Origin of the sequence: Pseudanabaena sp. lw0831, from assembly GCF_016584665.1 — a bacterium.
GTDB lineage: Bacteria > Cyanobacteriota > Cyanobacteriia > Pseudanabaenales > Pseudanabaenaceae > Pseudanabaena.
In genome coordinates this window covers 95,145-110,601 of the sequence record NZ_BBJB01000057.1, presented here as the reverse complement: position 1 = coordinate 110,601, position 15,457 = coordinate 95,145, and the positions used below count along the sequence as shown (strand labels likewise).

At 41.7% G+C, this 15,457-nt stretch carries 19 protein-coding genes; 11 read left to right on the top strand and 8 right to left on the bottom strand.

What is annotated here, in order from left to right:
- Positions 1–3: 3 nt before the first annotated feature.
- The 3 genes from APA_RS11415 (at position 4) to APA_RS11405 (ending at position 3,239) form a co-directional block, all read left to right on the top strand.
- A complete protein-coding gene (locus tag APA_RS11415; protein WP_201322396.1) occupies positions 4–1,062 on the top strand; it encodes a chemotaxis response regulator protein-glutamate methylesterase in 1,059 nt (352 codons plus the stop codon).
- Positions 1,063–1,155: 93 nt separating this feature from the next.
- A complete protein-coding gene (locus APA_RS11410) occupies positions 1,156–2,133 on the top strand; it encodes a hypothetical protein (protein ID WP_201322395.1) in 978 nt (325 codons plus the stop codon).
- Positions 2,134–2,267: 134 nt separating this feature from the next.
- Positions 2,268–3,239 (top strand): hypothetical protein, encoded by a 972-nt coding sequence (locus APA_RS11405; protein ID WP_201322394.1) that lies wholly within the window; start codon positions 2,268–2,270, stop codon positions 3,237–3,239.
- 162 nt (positions 3,240–3,401) lie between these two features.
- Here APA_RS11405 and APA_RS11400 read toward each other — a convergent pair whose 3' ends face one another.
- A complete protein-coding gene (locus tag APA_RS11400) occupies positions 3,402–3,554 on the bottom strand; it encodes a hypothetical protein (protein WP_201322393.1) in 153 nt (50 codons plus the stop codon).
- Positions 3,555–3,590: 36 nt separating this feature from the next.
- Between APA_RS11400 and rpsM the strand changes: the two genes are divergently transcribed.
- The 7 genes from rpsM to rpsI all read left to right on the top strand — a co-directional run bounded on the left by rpsM (position 3,591) and on the right by rpsI (position 7,812).
- On the top strand, positions 3,591–3,974 hold the full coding sequence (gene rpsM / locus APA_RS11395; protein WP_009628987.1) for a 30S ribosomal protein S13: 384 nt from the start codon (positions 3,591–3,593) through the stop codon (positions 3,972–3,974).
- Between the two features lie 20 nt (positions 3,975–3,994).
- Positions 3,995–4,390, top strand: a complete 396-nt coding sequence (gene rpsK / locus APA_RS11390) for a 30S ribosomal protein S11 (RefSeq protein WP_009628986.1) — start codon at positions 3,995–3,997, stop codon at positions 4,388–4,390.
- Positions 4,391–4,512: 122 nt separating this feature from the next.
- A complete protein-coding gene (locus tag APA_RS11385; RefSeq protein ID WP_009628985.1) occupies positions 4,513–5,466 on the top strand; it encodes a DNA-directed RNA polymerase subunit alpha in 954 nt (317 codons plus the stop codon).
- A 64-nt stretch (positions 5,467–5,530) separates the two neighbouring features.
- A complete protein-coding gene (gene rplQ / locus APA_RS11380; RefSeq protein ID WP_201322392.1) occupies positions 5,531–5,965 on the top strand; it encodes a 50S ribosomal protein L17 in 435 nt (144 codons plus the stop codon).
- An 8-nt stretch (positions 5,966–5,973) separates the two neighbouring features.
- Positions 5,974–6,813, top strand: a complete 840-nt coding sequence (gene truA / locus APA_RS11375; RefSeq protein WP_201322391.1) for a tRNA pseudouridine(38-40) synthase TruA — start codon at positions 5,974–5,976, stop codon at positions 6,811–6,813.
- A 105-nt stretch (positions 6,814–6,918) separates the two neighbouring features.
- Positions 6,919–7,386, top strand: a complete 468-nt coding sequence (gene rplM, locus APA_RS11370) for a 50S ribosomal protein L13 (protein ID WP_201322390.1) — start codon at positions 6,919–6,921, stop codon at positions 7,384–7,386.
- Between the two features lie 12 nt (positions 7,387–7,398).
- Positions 7,399–7,812, top strand: coding sequence for a 30S ribosomal protein S9 (rpsI, locus tag APA_RS11365; RefSeq protein ID WP_201322389.1), 414 nt, complete (start codon positions 7,399–7,401; stop codon positions 7,810–7,812).
- Positions 7,813–7,901: 89 nt separating this feature from the next.
- Here rpsI and APA_RS11360 read toward each other — a convergent pair whose 3' ends face one another.
- The gene (locus tag APA_RS11360) at positions 7,902–8,435 is read right to left on the bottom strand and encodes a hypothetical protein (protein WP_201322388.1); all 534 of its coding nucleotides are present in this window, start codon (positions 8,433–8,435) and stop codon (positions 7,902–7,904) included.
- A 107-nt stretch (positions 8,436–8,542) separates the two neighbouring features.
- On the bottom strand, positions 8,543–8,905 hold the full coding sequence (locus APA_RS11355) for an Hpt domain-containing protein (RefSeq protein ID WP_201322387.1): 363 nt from the start codon (positions 8,903–8,905) through the stop codon (positions 8,543–8,545).
- 404 nt (positions 8,906–9,309) lie between these two features.
- Here APA_RS11355 and APA_RS11350 point away from each other — a divergent pair, with 404 nt between their 5' ends.
- Entirely contained in the window at positions 9,310–10,491 is a 1,182-nt protein-coding gene (locus APA_RS11350) for a TRC40/GET3/ArsA family transport-energizing ATPase (protein ID WP_201322386.1), read from the top strand.
- Between the two features lie 252 nt (positions 10,492–10,743).
- On the opposite strand, the gene APA_RS11345 is transcribed toward APA_RS11350, so the two are convergent.
- The 5 genes from APA_RS11345 to APA_RS11325 form a co-directional block, all read right to left on the bottom strand.
- Entirely contained in the window at positions 10,744–11,961 is a 1,218-nt protein-coding gene (locus APA_RS11345) for an EcsC family protein (RefSeq protein ID WP_201322385.1), read from the bottom strand.
- A gap of 475 nt (positions 11,962–12,436) precedes the next feature.
- Positions 12,437–12,946: a hypothetical protein gene (locus tag APA_RS11340; protein WP_201322384.1), complete on the bottom strand. Its 510-nt coding sequence runs from the start codon at positions 12,944–12,946 to the stop codon at positions 12,437–12,439.
- On the bottom strand, positions 12,943–14,046 hold the full coding sequence (locus APA_RS11335; protein WP_201322383.1) for an AAA family ATPase: 1,104 nt from the start codon (positions 14,044–14,046) through the stop codon (positions 12,943–12,945). The genes APA_RS11340 and APA_RS11335 overlap by 4 nt, the downstream gene beginning before the upstream one ends.
- Positions 14,047–14,203: 157 nt before the next feature.
- Positions 14,204–14,887: a hypothetical protein gene (locus APA_RS11330; RefSeq protein ID WP_201322382.1), complete on the bottom strand. Its 684-nt coding sequence runs from the start codon at positions 14,885–14,887 to the stop codon at positions 14,204–14,206.
- Positions 14,888–15,025: 138 nt separating this feature from the next.
- On the bottom strand, positions 15,026–15,295 hold the full coding sequence (locus APA_RS11325) for a hypothetical protein (RefSeq protein ID WP_236579511.1): 270 nt from the start codon (positions 15,293–15,295) through the stop codon (positions 15,026–15,028).
- Positions 15,296–15,457: the final 162 nt, after the last annotated feature.

Here is a 15,457-nt window from a genome sequence, read left to right as displayed (position 1 = left end):
AAAATGAGAATTGCGATCGTCAACGATACAGCTATGGCAGTTGAAGCGCTCAAACGAGTGCTTTTAACCGTTTCAAGTTATCAAGTTGCATGGATTGCAAGGGATGGCGCTGAGGCTGTGGCTTGTTGTGCTAGAGATAAGCCCGACTTGATCTTGATGGATTTATTTATGCCGATTATGGATGGTGTTGAGGCAACTCGTCAAATCATGAAACAGTCTCCCTGCACGATCTTGATCGTAACTGCAAGCGTGGGCAAGAACGCAGGAAAAGTTTTTGAAGCGATGGGATATGGTGCTCGTGATGCAGTGGATACACCGATTTTAGGAGTTCAAGGAATTTCCGATTCCGCTCAACCATTATTGGCAAAAATCGTGACCTTGAGCAAGCTCATAGGCAGATCGTCCACAACTTCAACATTAACCTCTAAGACTCAAACTTCAACTCTAACTTCTAGACTACAAACTTCAAAATTTACTACATTCACCACACCATCTCTAAAACTTCCTTCTCTAATCGCGATCGGTTCCTCAACAGGTGGGCCTAAAGCTCTGGCGACAATTCTATCTCGATTACCAGAAAACTTTGGCGCAGCGATCGCGATCGTCCAACATGTGGATATGCAATTTTCAGCAGGGCTAGTCGATTGGCTAAATCAACAAACTCCGCTCACGGTGCGCTTAGCCAAGACTGGCGATCGCTTAGAAAAAGGAATTGTCCATGTGGCGGGAACTAATGATCACCTGAGTCTGCGTGCAGATTTGACATTGCATTACATTAAAGAACCAATTGACTATCCCTATCGTCCATCAGTGGATGTCTTTTTTAAGAGTTTATCGCAGCATTGGAATCAGAAAGAAATTGCGGTATTGCTAACAGGGATGGGACAAGATGGAGCAGAAGGACTCAAGGTTTTGCGATCGCGGGGATGGCATACGATCGCACAGGATGAAAAAAGCTGTATTGTTTACGGAATGCCAAAAGCCGCCGTTCAGTTAAATGCAGCTATGGAAATTCTGTCGCCTGATGCGATCGCCAAAAGCTTAATCCAGCGTGTGATTTAAACTGTGATGTTACAAAAGATCTTCTCAAATTACTTTAGAATATTGCTCAGAATGCTACTGAGTCTATCAATAATTCTCATCGTATGGTCATTTGTGGACTCAACCGAGGTTTTAGCCGCAACAGTTGAACCACCGCAAACCTGTAGAATTGGGGTTTATGTCGCGTCTTTACGCAATCTAAATCTACCCGACAAAAGGTTTAGCACAGATTTCTATTTATGGAGTGTCTGCCCATCCAAAGAGTTACAGCCTTTGAAAAGTATGAAAGTTCTTAATGTTGAAGACTTTAAAAACTTTAAAGTGGCAAATGATAGTTCTGATGAGCGGAAAAACCTATCAAAATGGTTTGATGTACAGGAAAATGTTTATTGGTCGGGGCGCAAGGTTCGAGCAACTTTGTCTCAGAGTTGGAATGTTAGTAATTTCCCTTTTGATCGCCACACATTAACGATCGCCTTTGAAGAGACGACTAAAAATTCCTCGGAGTTTGTTTACACAACAGACTTCGATAACTCTGGATACAAACCAAATATTGATTTGGACAGTTGGCAAATTACCAAGTTTAAGATTGCCGAACAAAAGATATCCTACTCAACTACTTTTGGGAATCCAGAACAAGTTGCACAGCAGGAAAGTTACTCAAGAATAGTGATTTCAATTGATATAAAGCGGATTAAGATGTTCAGTTTCTTTAAGCTTACTATTGGCGTTTATATTGCCTTTGCAGTTGCAATGTTGTCTTTCTTCTACGATTCTAGTAATACAAGTTTAGCAAGTCCGAGAAGAGCGATTTATATCGGGGCATTATTTGCCACTTTGTTAAGTATGCGCTTACAAGAATCTGTCTTAGGTCGCACCGAAGACTTAACCTTAATAGACCAAATTCATATTGGCACTATTCTCTATGTTTTTGGAACTGGCGTTGTATCAGTCTACTCTCGGCTAACTTCTGAAAGTAACAATAAAAAGTTTGCCATGTGGCTCGATCGCCGCGTTTTCTTTCAACTGTTTACCATCTCGTTTGTCGTGTTTAATGTCATCGCGATCGCCTACGCAATTATTGTCGGCTAATCGCTAATTCTAATCGCTAATTCTAATTGCTAATTATTTACTCTTTTGTTTACTCTTAAAGTCAGGGCATAATTTTGTACTTAAAAGCTTGTAAATTTATTCTTATCTCACTCTTATGTATTAGCGCTTGGCTAATGCTTATAGGAGTTCCAGATGCGATCGCAGATCCAGTAAAACCTCCCCAGACTTGTCGCATCGGAATTTATATTACATCCTTGCGAAATTTTAAATTTGCAGACAAATCATTTACGGCTAACTTTCGGTTATGGAGTGTTTGCCCTGTCAAAGAACTTAAACCTTTAGAAAACATAGAAATCATTGATTCATTAGAATCCAATGAAATATCTATCACTACGCTTGACAAAAAAAATCTTTCTGAGTCCTTTTCCACAAAGGGTGAAGTTTATTGGTCTCAAAAAGACATCAGTGCCGTCTTGTATCAGAGTTGGGATGTCCAGAACTATCCATTTGATCGTCACACCTTAAAAATTTCTTTAGAGTCCGATCAAGATGCTTCTGAATTTATATATACACCTGACTTTAAAAATTCTGGTTATCAACGCAATATGAAGTTAAGCGGATGGAATATTACCGACTTCACCTTTGAAGAACTTAAAGTTTCCTACAAGACAAATTTTGGCGACCCAGAGCTAATTGGCAAAGATGGAGTTCATTCCCGTTTGACGATTTCCATCCCAATTCAGCGTAGCAAGTATACAAGTTTCTTTAAACTGACCGCTGGTCTCTATGTTGCTTTTGCCGTTGCAATGCTGTCATTTTTCTATGAAACGGGAGAACCTAGCTTGGTTAGCGCTCGAACAAGCTTGCTTGTAGGATGTTTATTTTCAGTTTTAGTGAATATGCGCGCCCCAGAATCGGTTTTGGGACGCACCGAGAGCCTAACTATGGTCGATCAAATTCACATTATTGCGATCGTTTATATCTTTACAGCCTCCCTTGCTACCGTATTCTCACGAATAACCAACGAAAATGGCAAAAGAAAGCAAGCGGTTTGGTTCGATCGCTATATTTTATTTCGGTTGTTTACGATCTCGTTTATCGTTCTTAATGTGATTATCATCGCCTATGCGGCGATCGTGGGCTAATCGAGATTGCTACAAATACTTGGTGCGGTTCATTTCAGGTTCGTTTCACAAGCGATCGCCTACGGTTAGCAATGCTAACCGTAGGCGATTAACTAAAGTAAATTATAAAAATATTGACATAAGTTACCATTATCCATATATTATAGAGTTCGCTGTAAAATATTACGTCTTCGTAATTTGCTTCTGTCGATTGTAGCTAACCCACTGCATAGAACTAACGCTCTCGCGAAGATAGTGTTGTACAGCCATCCGTCCCAAAAGTTGCTGACGAGATTCCTGAAAGGGTTGATCAGCAAGTGCTTTTAGGGCAACCATAACATTGAAAACTGACAACAAATTGGGAGACTTATAGTGGCTCGCATTGCAGGAGTAGACCTTCCGCGTGACAAGCGCATCGAAATAGGACTAACGTACATATACGGAATCGGTCTAACTAGCGCCAAAAAAATCTTAGCAGCTACCAAAATAAACCCTGATACACGGGTTAAAGAACTTACTGATCCTGAAGTAACAACTTTACGTCAAGAGGTAGAATCCAACTTTCAAGTTGAAGGCGATCTGCGTCGTCTCGAAGGTTTAAGCATCAAACGCCTAGTAGACATCGGTTGCTACAGAGGTCGTAGACATCGTATGGGTCTTCCTGTCCGTGGACAACGTACTCGCACCAATGCGCGTACACGCCGTGGCGGTCGTCGTACTGTCGCAGGTAAGAAGAAGGCTCCAGGTAAGAAGTAAGTAAGGATTAATACGAAACAATGGCTCGTCAAACAACTCGTAGAACTGGCGCACGTAAGAATAAGCGCAATGTCCCTAATGGAGTCGCTTACATCCAGTCTACTTTTAACAACACTATCGTCACGATCGCAGACACCGTAGGTGATGTCATCTCTTGGTCTTCGGCTGGTGCTAGCGGCTTTAAAGGCGCGAAGAAAGGCACTCCATTTGCAGCGCAAACTGCGGCTGAATCCGCTGCTAGAAGAGCAATGGAGCAAGGAATGCGTCAAGTTGAAGTAATGGTTACAGGTCCTGGATCTGGCCGCGAAACCGCAGTGAGAGCTTTGCAAGCTGCTGGTCTAGAGATCACCCTCATTCGTGACATTACCCCAATCCCTCACAATGGCTGCCGTCCTCCAAAACGCAGACGTGTGTAATCAATTACAAATTAGAAATTACGAATTAAAAACTAAATTCGTAATCCGTAATTCGTAATTTTTCAATTCTCTAATTTCACCTTTGATTTTCGTTTACTCTTGCAGACTAAGTCGGTACAAATATGGCACAGTTTCAGGTTGAGTGCGTTGCATCCCATACAGAAAAAGACAATAGCCAGTACAGCCAATTTGTTCTGGAACCACTAGATCGGGGGCAAGGCATTACCATTGGAAATGCGCTCAGACGGGTATTGCTCTCCAATCTTGAGGGTGCGGCCGTCACTGCTGTTCGCATTGCTGGTGTCAACCATGAATTTGCGACGATTCCTGGCGTACGGGAAGACGTTTTGGATTTGATGCTCAACCTTAAGGAGCTAGTGCTGAAGTCTTATAGCTCAGCACCACAGATTATCCGTTTGGTAGAGCGCGGTCCAAAGCTAGTTACGGCTACCAGTTTTCATTCTTTGCCATCGGATATCGAGATTGTTAATCCTAACCAATACATCGCCACTCTTAGTGAAGGTGCAACATTGGAGATGGAACTTACGATTGAGCGTGGTAAAGGCTATCGTTCGGTAGATCGTTCTAAGGAAGACCATAGTTCTCCTATTGATACGCTCAAGATCGACGCTGTGTTTATGCCTGTGCGCAAGGTCAAATATGAGATTAAGGACGCTCGGATCGGTGATGCGATCAATAAAGAGAGTCTATTAATCGATATTTGGACAAACGGCAGCATTACGCCTCAAGAAGCGCTTAGCCAAGCCGCTAGCGTGTTAGTGAATTTGTTCTCGCCCTTGCAAGAAATCACCCTTGCGCCCTCGTTGCCTCAAGAACGTGATGAGCAAGACGAGACTAAGCAAATTCACATTGAAGAATTGCAACTGTCAGTCAGAGCTTACAACTGTCTCAAACGGGCACAGATTAACACTGTTGCTGATTTGTTGGAATATACCCAAGACGATTTACTGGAAATCAAAAACTTTGGTCAAAAGTCAGCAGAGGAAGTTATGGATGCCCTCAAACAGCATCTTGGCTTGACCTTAACTGAGTCCAAGGCTTCTAAAGTTCTGTAGAAAGGCTATCTTTTAAACTCTTTCACCTAAAGAGTTTGGTTTCATATCCATCTAGTACACACCTATGCGTCACCGTTGTAAAACCCCCCAGCTTAACAAGGCTGCCGATCAGCGCAAAGCTCTCCTACGGGCTTTGACCACTGAGCTAATCCTCAGAGGCGAAATTAAGACAACCAGAGCTAAGGCTGATGCTGTTCGCACCAATGTCGATCACATGATCACATTGGCTAAAAATGGCTCTTTGCACGCTCGTCGTCAAGCGATCGCCTTTTTATACGATATTTCGGTCAAAGATGGCGAACCCGTTAGCGATCGCCCTCAAACCAAGACCAAACAGGAACAATTACCTGAAGATGAGCGAGTAACTACCTTGGTTGACTTATTGTTCACCCAAGCTAAAGAGCGCTACGCTGAGCGCAATGGTGGTTATACACGTATTGTGCGCACGGTCAGCCGTCGCGGTGACAATGCGGAAATGGCGATCTTGCAACTCGTATAAGCATCAAGATGTTCTCCGCTGATTCTGAGTCTCCTCATCGTGTTGCTTTAGTTATTCAATATCTAGGTACACAATTTTATGGGTGGCAAAGACAGCCAAATCATCCCAGTGTGCAGCAAACGATTGAAGAAGCGATCGCTAAGATTTGCGGAAAAGCAACCGTTTTGCATAGTGCAGGTAGAACAGATACTGGCGTTCATGCTGCGGCTCAAGTAGCCCATTTTGATACGTCAAGCTTGATCCCTCCCCACCGTTGGGCAAAGGTACTTAATAGTTATTTGCCCGAAGATATCTTGATATGTGGATCGATGGAAGTGGCTGCTGACTGGCACGCAAGATTTTCGGCAACATGGCGGCGTTATCGTTACACGATTTACACTGCGGCGATTCCGAATTTATTTGTAAAGCCGTTTAGCTGGCACTATTATCACGATCCTCTTGACGAAAAGCTGATCCATCAAGCCTTACAACCCATGTTAGGTGAACAAGATATGACGGCATTTCAGAGAGCAGGTTCAAGTCGTCCCCATAGCCGTCTTGAGCTTCAAGAAGCGATATGTTGGCGGGATGGCAATTTTGTCTATGTGGAAGTCCAAGCAAGTGGCTTTTTGTACGGCATGATTCGTTTGTTAGTAGGGCAATTAGTCGAAGTTGGGCGCTCGCGCCTAAGTGTTGAAGCCTTTACGAGCATATGGCAAGAAAAGCGTCGTATTGAAGTCAAGTATGCGGCTCCACCGCAAGGACTGTGCTTATTGGCGATCGGCTATGCCGATCATCCATTTGCTGAGTTCGCATCGCGCAAGCAAACACTAGGCTTAAATGACAACCATGTAATTACATTGGTTTGAAGTTTAAAGGCTAATGTGCTCCAAACTTACAAGTTTGACAGAAATATTTCACAGATCTATTTCTCAGATAAATATCATAGATAAATCTCGTTTGTAGAGAAACTAATGACTACAACTACACTTACTCCGAATAAAAGCTACTTACCTAAAGATCCCGATCGCAAATGGTATGTCATTGATGCGGAAGGTCAACGCCTAGGAAGGCTTGCTAGCGCGATCGCGCTTATCTTGCGCGGCAAAAATAAGCCCATCTATACGCCCCACCTAGATACTGGTGATTTTGTCGTTGTAATCAACGCCGAAAAAATTGCTGTAACTGGGAAAAAATCCACCCAAAAGCTATACAGAAGACATTCTGGTCGCCCAGGTGGGATGAAGGAAGAAACCTTTGATAAGGTAATCGCGCGCGTTCCTGAACGTATTCTCGAACATGCCATTAAGGGGATGTTGCCGAAGAATACCCTCGGTCGTCAGCTTTTCACTAAGCTCAAGGTCTACAAGGGTGCTAGCCATCCCCATGAGGCTCAACAGCCCGAAACCTTGGTCATCAACACCATCCCATCGCAGAAGTAGGAGAAATAACCGATGTCAGATACTGAACGTTCTAATCGTGCTGTTTACTGGGGGACTGGTCGCCGTAAAAAAGCGATCGCCCGTGTTCGCCTTGTTCCAGGCGAAGGAAAAGTCGTAATCAATGGTAAAGCAGGCGATTTGTACCTGCAATTCAACCCCACATACATTGCAGGCGTTAAGGCTCCTTTGGAAACCTTGGGCTTGGAAAATGAGTACGATGTTTTGGTCAATGCTCATGGTGGTGGTGTCACTGGTCAAGCTGATGCGATTAAATTGGGAGTTGCTCGCGCATTATGCGAACTTGCTCCTGAAAATCGTAAGCCTCTTAAAGTTGAAGGCTACATGACCCGCGATCCTCGTTGTAAGGAACGTAAGAAGTATGGTCTTAAGAAAGCTCGTAAAGCTCCTCAATACTCGAAACGGTAATCGTTTGCCTCAAATAAAAAGCCTCGCAATGCGAGGCTTTTTATTTATAAGGATATGAGATGCGGCGCTTCGCGCCGCATCTCATATCCTTATAGTTTTTCAATGCCGTGATCTAAAACTTCGTAATAAAGGGGTAAATATCCTGATTTGATGCCGCCATCTTCTTTGGCTTTGTCTAAATTACCGCGCAGAGTATGACTATTGTGAACGCTGTAGATTTCATAGCGATCGCCTATAAATACATAATCAGCAACATCAGTAAACTCTTCACCTTTGACGAGTTTCCAGAGATCATTCACATAAACAAAATGATAATCAGCTAGATCTGGACTTGAGGATGGACGCTCCACAGCCGCAGAGATTTCGGCAGTATAGTGGGGATTATTATTTGTTGGGGGGACAACTTTACTAGTGACGTTGCGATAAAAACAGCTTTCGTTGTAGCAAAATCTGAGTTTTGCCATTTTGTTTTTAATGTTCTCGAAGCGATCGACAATCTGAGATGAGGAAGGTTCGGTTTCAGCTGATACATCTGGCACAAACTTATTTGAGAAGGTTATGCCAAGGCAAATTAGGCAGATACAAAATATATTGGCAAGCGATCGCCATTGTTTTCTGGTCATAAAGCTCATGGTTATTAAAACTATATAGCAATCCTAAATCATAAAACCCAAAAGACAAGTTGCGGCACGAAGCGCTACCACTTGTCTTTTGGGTTTTGAAATGCTCTCTAAGATGATAAAGCTGCTATTTTTTCGGTAATAAATAGCTCAACTGCTTTCAACTTCAAGAACATCTCTTCAATAATTTCCAAGGCTTTTTCTGAATCTTGTGAGTGATTTAGTTCCTCAAGATGTAACGCTAATATCTGTATTTGCAAAGCACCCACATTGCTACTAGCGCCTTTAAGGTGATGAGCCTGACCCATAATTTGAGACCATTTATTGCTAACGATCTCATCTCTAATTTTGCTTAATCGTTGCGAAACATCTTCAACATAAACCTGTAGAACCTCAATCTCAAACTCTATATCTCCCTCTGATATCTGGTTAAGTTGCTCTAAATTAACAGGTGATTCTGGTTGATGATTCATATAGGTAAAAGCCTTACAGCAGTTAACTAAGCTAGTTTAAGTTTGCCTCAGGCTAAACTACCATGTATACAATCCAAAAAACCAGTAAGTAGGAAAAGCATTCCAGTAGTTCTAATTATGAAACTGATTTTTGGGGTTTCATCTCTGCATGCTCTGAAACCCCAAAAATCAGTTTTGATGCAAGTCCGCCGACTGCGGACTTACATCAAAACTGATTTTTATAATGAGAAGTGCTGAAGCATTTCAAAAGCGCTTTAGGCGATCGCGATATCAATGTTAGAATTAGAGGAAATTGTAAAGATTTGCAAAGCAATCTATTTATTCAAAATTTATTAGGCTGCATAGAGCAAAGCGATGTTCAGCCTAGCCTCATCAAAATTTAAACAAGACGAGTCATATCGACCATGCGTATCATTTTAATGACAGGAAAAGGCGGGGTTGGCAAAACTTCTGTCGCCGCAGCCACAGGTTTGCGCTGTGCTGAATTGGGTTATAGAACTCTAGTTTTGAGTACCGATCCTGCTCACTCCCTCGCCGATAGCTTTATGGTCGAATTAGGCCATGACCCTAAAGAAATTCGCCCAAATCTTTGGGGAGCAGAGCTAGACGCATTACGTGAACTCGAAGGCAACTGGGGTGCGGTCAAGCGTTATATTAGTGAAGTTCTCCAAGCAAGAGGGTTGGAAGGAGTTCAGGCAGAAGAGCTTGCCATCTTGCCAGGGATGGATGAGATTTTTGGTTTAGTGCGTGTCAAGCGTCACTATGACGAAAAGGAATACGACGTATTAGTAATTGACTCTGCACCTACGGGGACAGCGCTTCGACTACTTTCGCTACCTGAGGTGGCAGGTTGGTATATGCGGAAGTTTTATAAACCTTTACAGGGGATTGCCCAAGTTCTCAGTCCTGTATTTCAGCCAATTTTTAAGCGGGTGACTGGGTTCTCTTTGCCGAATAAAGAGGTAATGGACGCACCCTATGAGTTTTATGAAGAACTGGAAGCTTTAGAGAAAATCCTCACGGACAATACGACCACAACGGTCAGGCTGGTGACTAATCCAGAGAAGATGGTGATCAATGAGTCTTTGAGAGCGCATTCCTATCTCAGTCTCTATAATGTAGCTACTGACATGGTGATCGCCAATCGCATCATTCCTGAGGAAGTCCAAGATCCGTTCTTTAAAGTTTGGAAGGACAATCAGAAGCAGTATTGTGAACAAATTCACCGTGATTTTCACCCTTTGCCAATCAAGGAGATTCCCCTCTATGCTGAGGAAATGTGTGGAATTGCTGCCCTAGAAAGGCTAAAAGAGACTCTATACGGTAATGAAGATCCATCTCAGGTCTATTACAAAGAAAATACGATGCGTGTAGTTGAAGAGAACAAGCAGTATCGTTTGGAATTGTATTTACCAGGTGTGCCGAAAGAGAAGATTGAGCTAACCAAGACTGGTGATGAGCTGAATATCCGTATCGGTAATCATCGCCGCAATTTGGTGTTACCTCAGGCTCTATCGGTTCTTCAAACTGCTGGTGCAAAGATGGAAGGTGACTATCTGAAAATTCGCTTTTCGACTCCTGTTTAATGTTATACCAGTCCCTGAAAGTGTGACTACAATTTCGGGGATTAACAACCAAACCCAGTAAGAGTTTTAATATCTTCAAATGGCGTTGCCATATGAAGATGTTGTATTTTGGACAAAGCCAAAAAACAAAAGCTAGTTGCAGCGCTTCGCGCCGCAACTAGCTTTTGTTTTTATTAGCTATGGATAACTGAAAATCAAAAAGATTGTAGGATATACTTTTGCCGCCTATCATCTTTTTGATTCTGACAGATTTCAACCTAATTTCTTCTCAATCATCCTGAGTAATTCTGCCTCCTCAGGCGTTACGATACCGTCTAGCATGGCGAATTTCTGACATTGGACAAATAAAGATAAAGCAAACTCTGGTTTGATATCTTTTAGTAAAATCTCAAGAGGGATCGGTGAATCCATGTGGTTTGCGATCGCATTGATCGATTCTGATTTGAGATTGGCTAATCTCAAATCAGTTAAAATATCCTCCTTACTTCTGCCCTTACTTCTGCCCTGATTTCCCGCCAAGATCACATGGACGAGAATTTGATCGATGATTTCTTCCTGTGGAATTGCACTTTTTAAGATTTCCTCGCTATCTTTTTGAATTGCTTCTAGTTTCTCCTCAAAGTTGACTGGGTTGAGCTTTGCTTCATAAAACGCGCAACTAGCTTGCCCCAAGGTATAAAGCATAACTGCATTGGAACTTACGGCAATCACTGAGCCAGCAATGGGAATATTCCTGAGCATTCCTAATCCAGCTTTGATCGCCATTTTGCCGCCAAAAGCTAATCCAAATACTGCGACAATCTCACCTTTTCTAGTCGGATCTTTAAGATCCATTCCATAGGCACTGGCAATTTGATAAACCATCTCGGCTTGAAGTGAAGTTGTGGCAATCAGATCCCCAGCGAAAAATACTGCCGCCGCAACAGGGACAATGGAAGTAGCAAATCCAGTTGCACCAGCAAATACTGCTTTTTGTCTGATGATCCTTTGAGCTATTTGGTTTACGGACTCGTTAGGATATTTTTGCTTGAGGCGCTTCACTTCAGCTTCTGCCTTGCTAACATCAACTTGATCTAGTATTTGAAGCAGCCAATCAGCCTTGAAGGTTTGAGCAACTTTCTTCATCAAAAGACTGTTGCCGATCGCATCGATCGCATATCCTGTGCCACTGGTTGCCGTTGAGATGCCACCAACTACCGCACCGCCGACTGTTTTAGTCAATGCGCCAACTGCGCCGCCAACTGCTCCTGCGGCACTACCGATGGAACCTCCTGCGACAACAATGGAACCACTAACTGCTCCTGCTGCGCCACCGACTGCGTTACCAACTGCTCCTGCTGCGCCAGAAACCGCACTAAGCGCTTTGCCCCATTTTCCTCTTTTCTGAGCTACTTCAGATGGAATAATTGCAGAATTAATTTTTGAGACTTCATCACTAGGTTCAGATTGCTCAATAGGATCGGTTGTCATAGTAAGTAACTTATTGAGATTTTGCTGGAATTTTTAGGGCTAGACATATTAAAGGATGATGCGATCGCCTAAACTGATATAAATAATTTAGCAGCTCATCACTTGTTTCATTGGGTTAAAGATTCTCTAAATCATCGCACTCAAACGCATAGTCATCGCTCAACATCGAGGTTGAGATCCCCGACTTTTTCTACTCAATCAAAGGGGATTTACAAGTTTACAGAAAAAGTCGGGGATCTAGGCATTAACATATTCCTAGAATCGCTTAAATCATTTGGTCAGAGATCGCTTCTCTGAGGGCGTTAAAAAAAGTAACCTCTGCCATATAAATCTGTGATTGTATCTATGATTATGTAAACAAGTCTTAAGCGATTATATCTTTTGGGGTGCGACAATACACAATCTTGCTTATTGACTCTAGATTCATACTCAAAAATGACTAGCATCATTACCAACAATTTTTAAGAATCTGACGTTAATTAAAAAGAAATGGTTTGACAGCCAGACGTACACGCTTTAGCTCATTTTCGTTATGTCTAAGAAGGTGATGCTCCCATGTTTCATTCGTATTTTCAACACAATCTTTAGCAAGAGCTTCGCCAATGTCTTCAAAGCTCTTTTTCATATCATTCTTGAGTTTCTCAGGTGCAGTCCGAGATCCAAGAATAAATACCCGTTCTTGTAGCTCCTCTGGAACTTGACTCTTGATATAAATTAGTCGATTTTCATAACTCAATCCATCTGGTTCCTTATAATCATCAAAATCGATAACCAAGACAATCATTCTCTTTGGGAATTTTCCCATCTCAGAAACATGATCGTTCTTGAATTTATCTACCACTTTTTTCCAACCATTAGCGATCGGTAAAACCTGAATAGCAGTTTTATTAACGCTTAAGTTAAGAATAAATCCATTGATAATTTGGCGATTAGCATCATCTTCAGGTAGCACAAGAATATGCTCAACAAACTTATTCACTCTCATAATTCTATGTCGCCAAGAATCAAGCTATTCACAAGATCGCCATTTATAGGTATCTCACTAAGCATCCTAATCAAAGTTGGCTCTAAGTGACTTTTGCGATCGAGTATAAAAGTATTTTCGTTAGAAAACTTGCGGATTGCTTCTTCGTTATGCGACGTTACTAAAATTTGTCCACTATTCTTAAATGAGCGCCTTAGGGTTGTAATAAAATGTCCTACCTCTGATAGAGAAAGATAGTTGTCAGGCTCATCCCAGAAGCAAAAAGGACTATAGTACTTGTTTGCCGCTAGGACGACAGCACAGAGGAAAAAGCATTTTTCTCCATCAGATAAGTCTTTAAAATCAAGACTCAATGTTTGATTATTTGCTTCAAACTGAACAATCATGCTTTTAGCATCTTTGCCAATCGGTTCATTCTGGATATCCTGAATATCGGGCATGACTTCACGAAGATATCTGTCAACCTGCGTATAAGCGGCGGGGTAGCGCCTAAGTAAGCCAGAGAACCATTCGCCAAAATTTGATCCATTCCGTTCTGGTTCCAGAGTCTCACCACTAGATTCCCCTGTCATCAAGCTTGGGATCGGAGCTAAAATGATCATGCGCGACAGCCAATTCTTGAAAATATAAAGAGGATCAGTCTCAGATTTCACCTGAATTAATGGAAGAGCGACAAGATGCCACAGTAATTGAAACTGAGCTTCTTGTGGGCTGGAGTAAAAGTTGACCTGTGAAACTTCACGCGAATAAATTGGATTCCCTGCAACTAACAATTGTTCTTCAAATACGCGGATTTCCTTGGAATTTTCTGATGACAATTCTAACGCAAGGACATACTTATATAATTGCTCTTTAAGTAATACTTCTATCTCAAAACGAATTGGAACGCCAAACCTACCATTATTAAAGTCCTTATTCTGTATAAGCTGACTAACTCTATTAATGCCTCGACCTATGCTTTGTAATACTTCTAACGCAGAAGCGATCGTTGATTTACCTGTGCCATTTTTGCCAATTAAAAGTGAAGAGGGCAAATCTTTTAGATTTAGTTCAAAATTCTCCAAGCATCTAAAGTTATGTACATAGAGTCTTTGAAGCATAAAAAACTATTCCAATAAATTTGAATGAGTATTAAAGTATTTTACAAGATCAGCTATCGCACTTTCTCTTCTATCAAAGAATCCAGAAAGTGTAATTGTCGTTGACGATTGCACTTTTGTATTTCCATCAGGATTTTTCAAGATTCCAAAGCCAATTTTAATCGGAATTTCTTGGATACCACTCTTCGAGTCTACGGTAAATTCCTTCTTCAAATTTTGCTTTGCGAACATTGTATGAGTTATTACCAGATGTCATGATTTGAAACGAATTTTCCAGCAATGAACTACTGCTGCGTCTATCTCTAAGAAGCTTCGAGTAAACATGTGCCATAATTCCATGCACGTAAAAGTAATCTTCATCAATTGATTCAAAGGCATCCCAAATCTCAAAAATTGCTGCGTCAAAACTATCTAATTCACTAGTGCTCAGTAATGATGGGCTGTCATCGTTTGGGTAGCGATTATTATAATAAGCGTTAATTCGAGCAATTTGATTTTCAAGAACAGTGCTAAGAGGAAGTCCAGCTTTCTCAGCAAGAGATAAACACGCTTCAATATTATGTCCCGCTTCGGTAGTGCGTCCAAGGTCTTTAGACTCTTTCCCTACAGCGCGATAAACTGCATGTGCTTTTCCTTGCAGTGATGAATCGGTAAATAGTAGGTATGACTTTAAGAGCTTTTCTACAGATTGAGTAGCCATTTCAAAGCTTGACCACAAGTTGTTTAATAGACCACATCTAGCAAGTAGATAATCATCACTAGCCTTTTCGGCGAACTGCATAGCGTCAATATTTTGACGTAGGAACTCTTGAAAAGCTTTTTTCGTTTTGATGGTGGGCATTGAAAGGTGTTTTCTCTTACTCTAAAAATCTACTATCTCATTATAAAGTTTATAAACACGACTACTTACAAATTTGTTTTTCTGCAATAGCGATCGCACTCAAATTTAGAAATTTAAACTTCCCCTTGCTGTGAATAATTAGCCTTCACTCATCCACGAAACTCCTATATCGAAAAAACGACCACTTCCTTCATGGAGTGAGAGAGGCGACATAATTTCTAAAGTACCGTTGTTGTAATGGAATAGAGTTTTACGGCGATCGCCAACATCCGCAAGTAAACGCTCAAAAGTTTCCCAACTCACCCCATGAAGCAAGACCCGATTTTCAGATAGTGGTCTGGATTTCTCGATTTCTTCACTTACTGATGTAGCAGCTTGCTCTCTTGGTAAGGTTGGAGTATTCATCATGATTGTTTAGAGAAAAATACGGGCAGTTGTAAACTTAGATCTTTAGCTCTGAGATGAGATATAAAAATTTAAAACCAAACTTAGCTTAACAAAGATCGTTATAGCGATCGCCAATACGCCCTACGTACAGCTATATATAAATACATAGCGTCACCAACATAC

Coding starts and splice junctions, on each gene's coding strand:
- APA_RS11415 (WP_201322396.1), top strand. CDS start 4: ATGAGAATTGCGATCGTCAACGATACAGCTATGGCAGTTGAAGCGCTC.
- APA_RS11405 (WP_201322394.1), top strand. CDS start 2,268: ATGCTTATAGGAGTTCCAGATGCGATCGCAGATCCAGTAAAACCTCCC.
- APA_RS11400 (WP_201322393.1), bottom strand. CDS start 3,554: ATGGTTGCCCTAAAAGCACTTGCTGATCAACCCTTTCAGGAATCTCGT.
- rpsK (WP_009628986.1), top strand. CDS start 3,995: ATGGCTCGTCAAACAACTCGTAGAACTGGCGCACGTAAGAATAAGCGC.
- APA_RS11385 (WP_009628985.1), top strand. CDS start 4,513: ATGGCACAGTTTCAGGTTGAGTGCGTTGCATCCCATACAGAAAAAGAC.
- rplQ (WP_201322392.1), top strand. CDS start 5,531: ATGCGTCACCGTTGTAAAACCCCCCAGCTTAACAAGGCTGCCGATCAG.
- truA (WP_201322391.1), top strand. CDS start 5,974: ATGTTCTCCGCTGATTCTGAGTCTCCTCATCGTGTTGCTTTAGTTATT.
- rplM (WP_201322390.1), top strand. CDS start 6,919: ATGACTACAACTACACTTACTCCGAATAAAAGCTACTTACCTAAAGAT.
- rpsI (WP_201322389.1), top strand. CDS start 7,399: ATGTCAGATACTGAACGTTCTAATCGTGCTGTTTACTGGGGGACTGGT.
- APA_RS11360 (WP_201322388.1), bottom strand. CDS start 8,435: ATGACCAGAAAACAATGGCGATCGCTTGCCAATATATTTTGTATCTGC.
- APA_RS11355 (WP_201322387.1), bottom strand. CDS start 8,905: ATGAATCATCAACCAGAATCACCTGTTAATTTAGAGCAACTTAACCAG.
- APA_RS11350 (WP_201322386.1), top strand. CDS start 9,310: ATGCGTATCATTTTAATGACAGGAAAAGGCGGGGTTGGCAAAACTTCT.
- APA_RS11345 (WP_201322385.1), bottom strand. CDS start 11,961: ATGACAACCGATCCTATTGAGCAATCTGAACCTAGTGATGAAGTCTCA.
- APA_RS11340 (WP_201322384.1), bottom strand. CDS start 12,946: ATGAGAGTGAATAAGTTTGTTGAGCATATTCTTGTGCTACCTGAAGAT.
- APA_RS11335 (WP_201322383.1), bottom strand. CDS start 14,046: ATGCTTCAAAGACTCTATGTACATAACTTTAGATGCTTGGAGAATTTT.
- APA_RS11330 (WP_201322382.1), bottom strand. CDS start 14,887: ATGCCCACCATCAAAACGAAAAAAGCTTTTCAAGAGTTCCTACGTCAA.
- APA_RS11325 (WP_236579511.1), bottom strand. CDS start 15,295: ATGATGAATACTCCAACCTTACCAAGAGAGCAAGCTGCTACATCAGTA.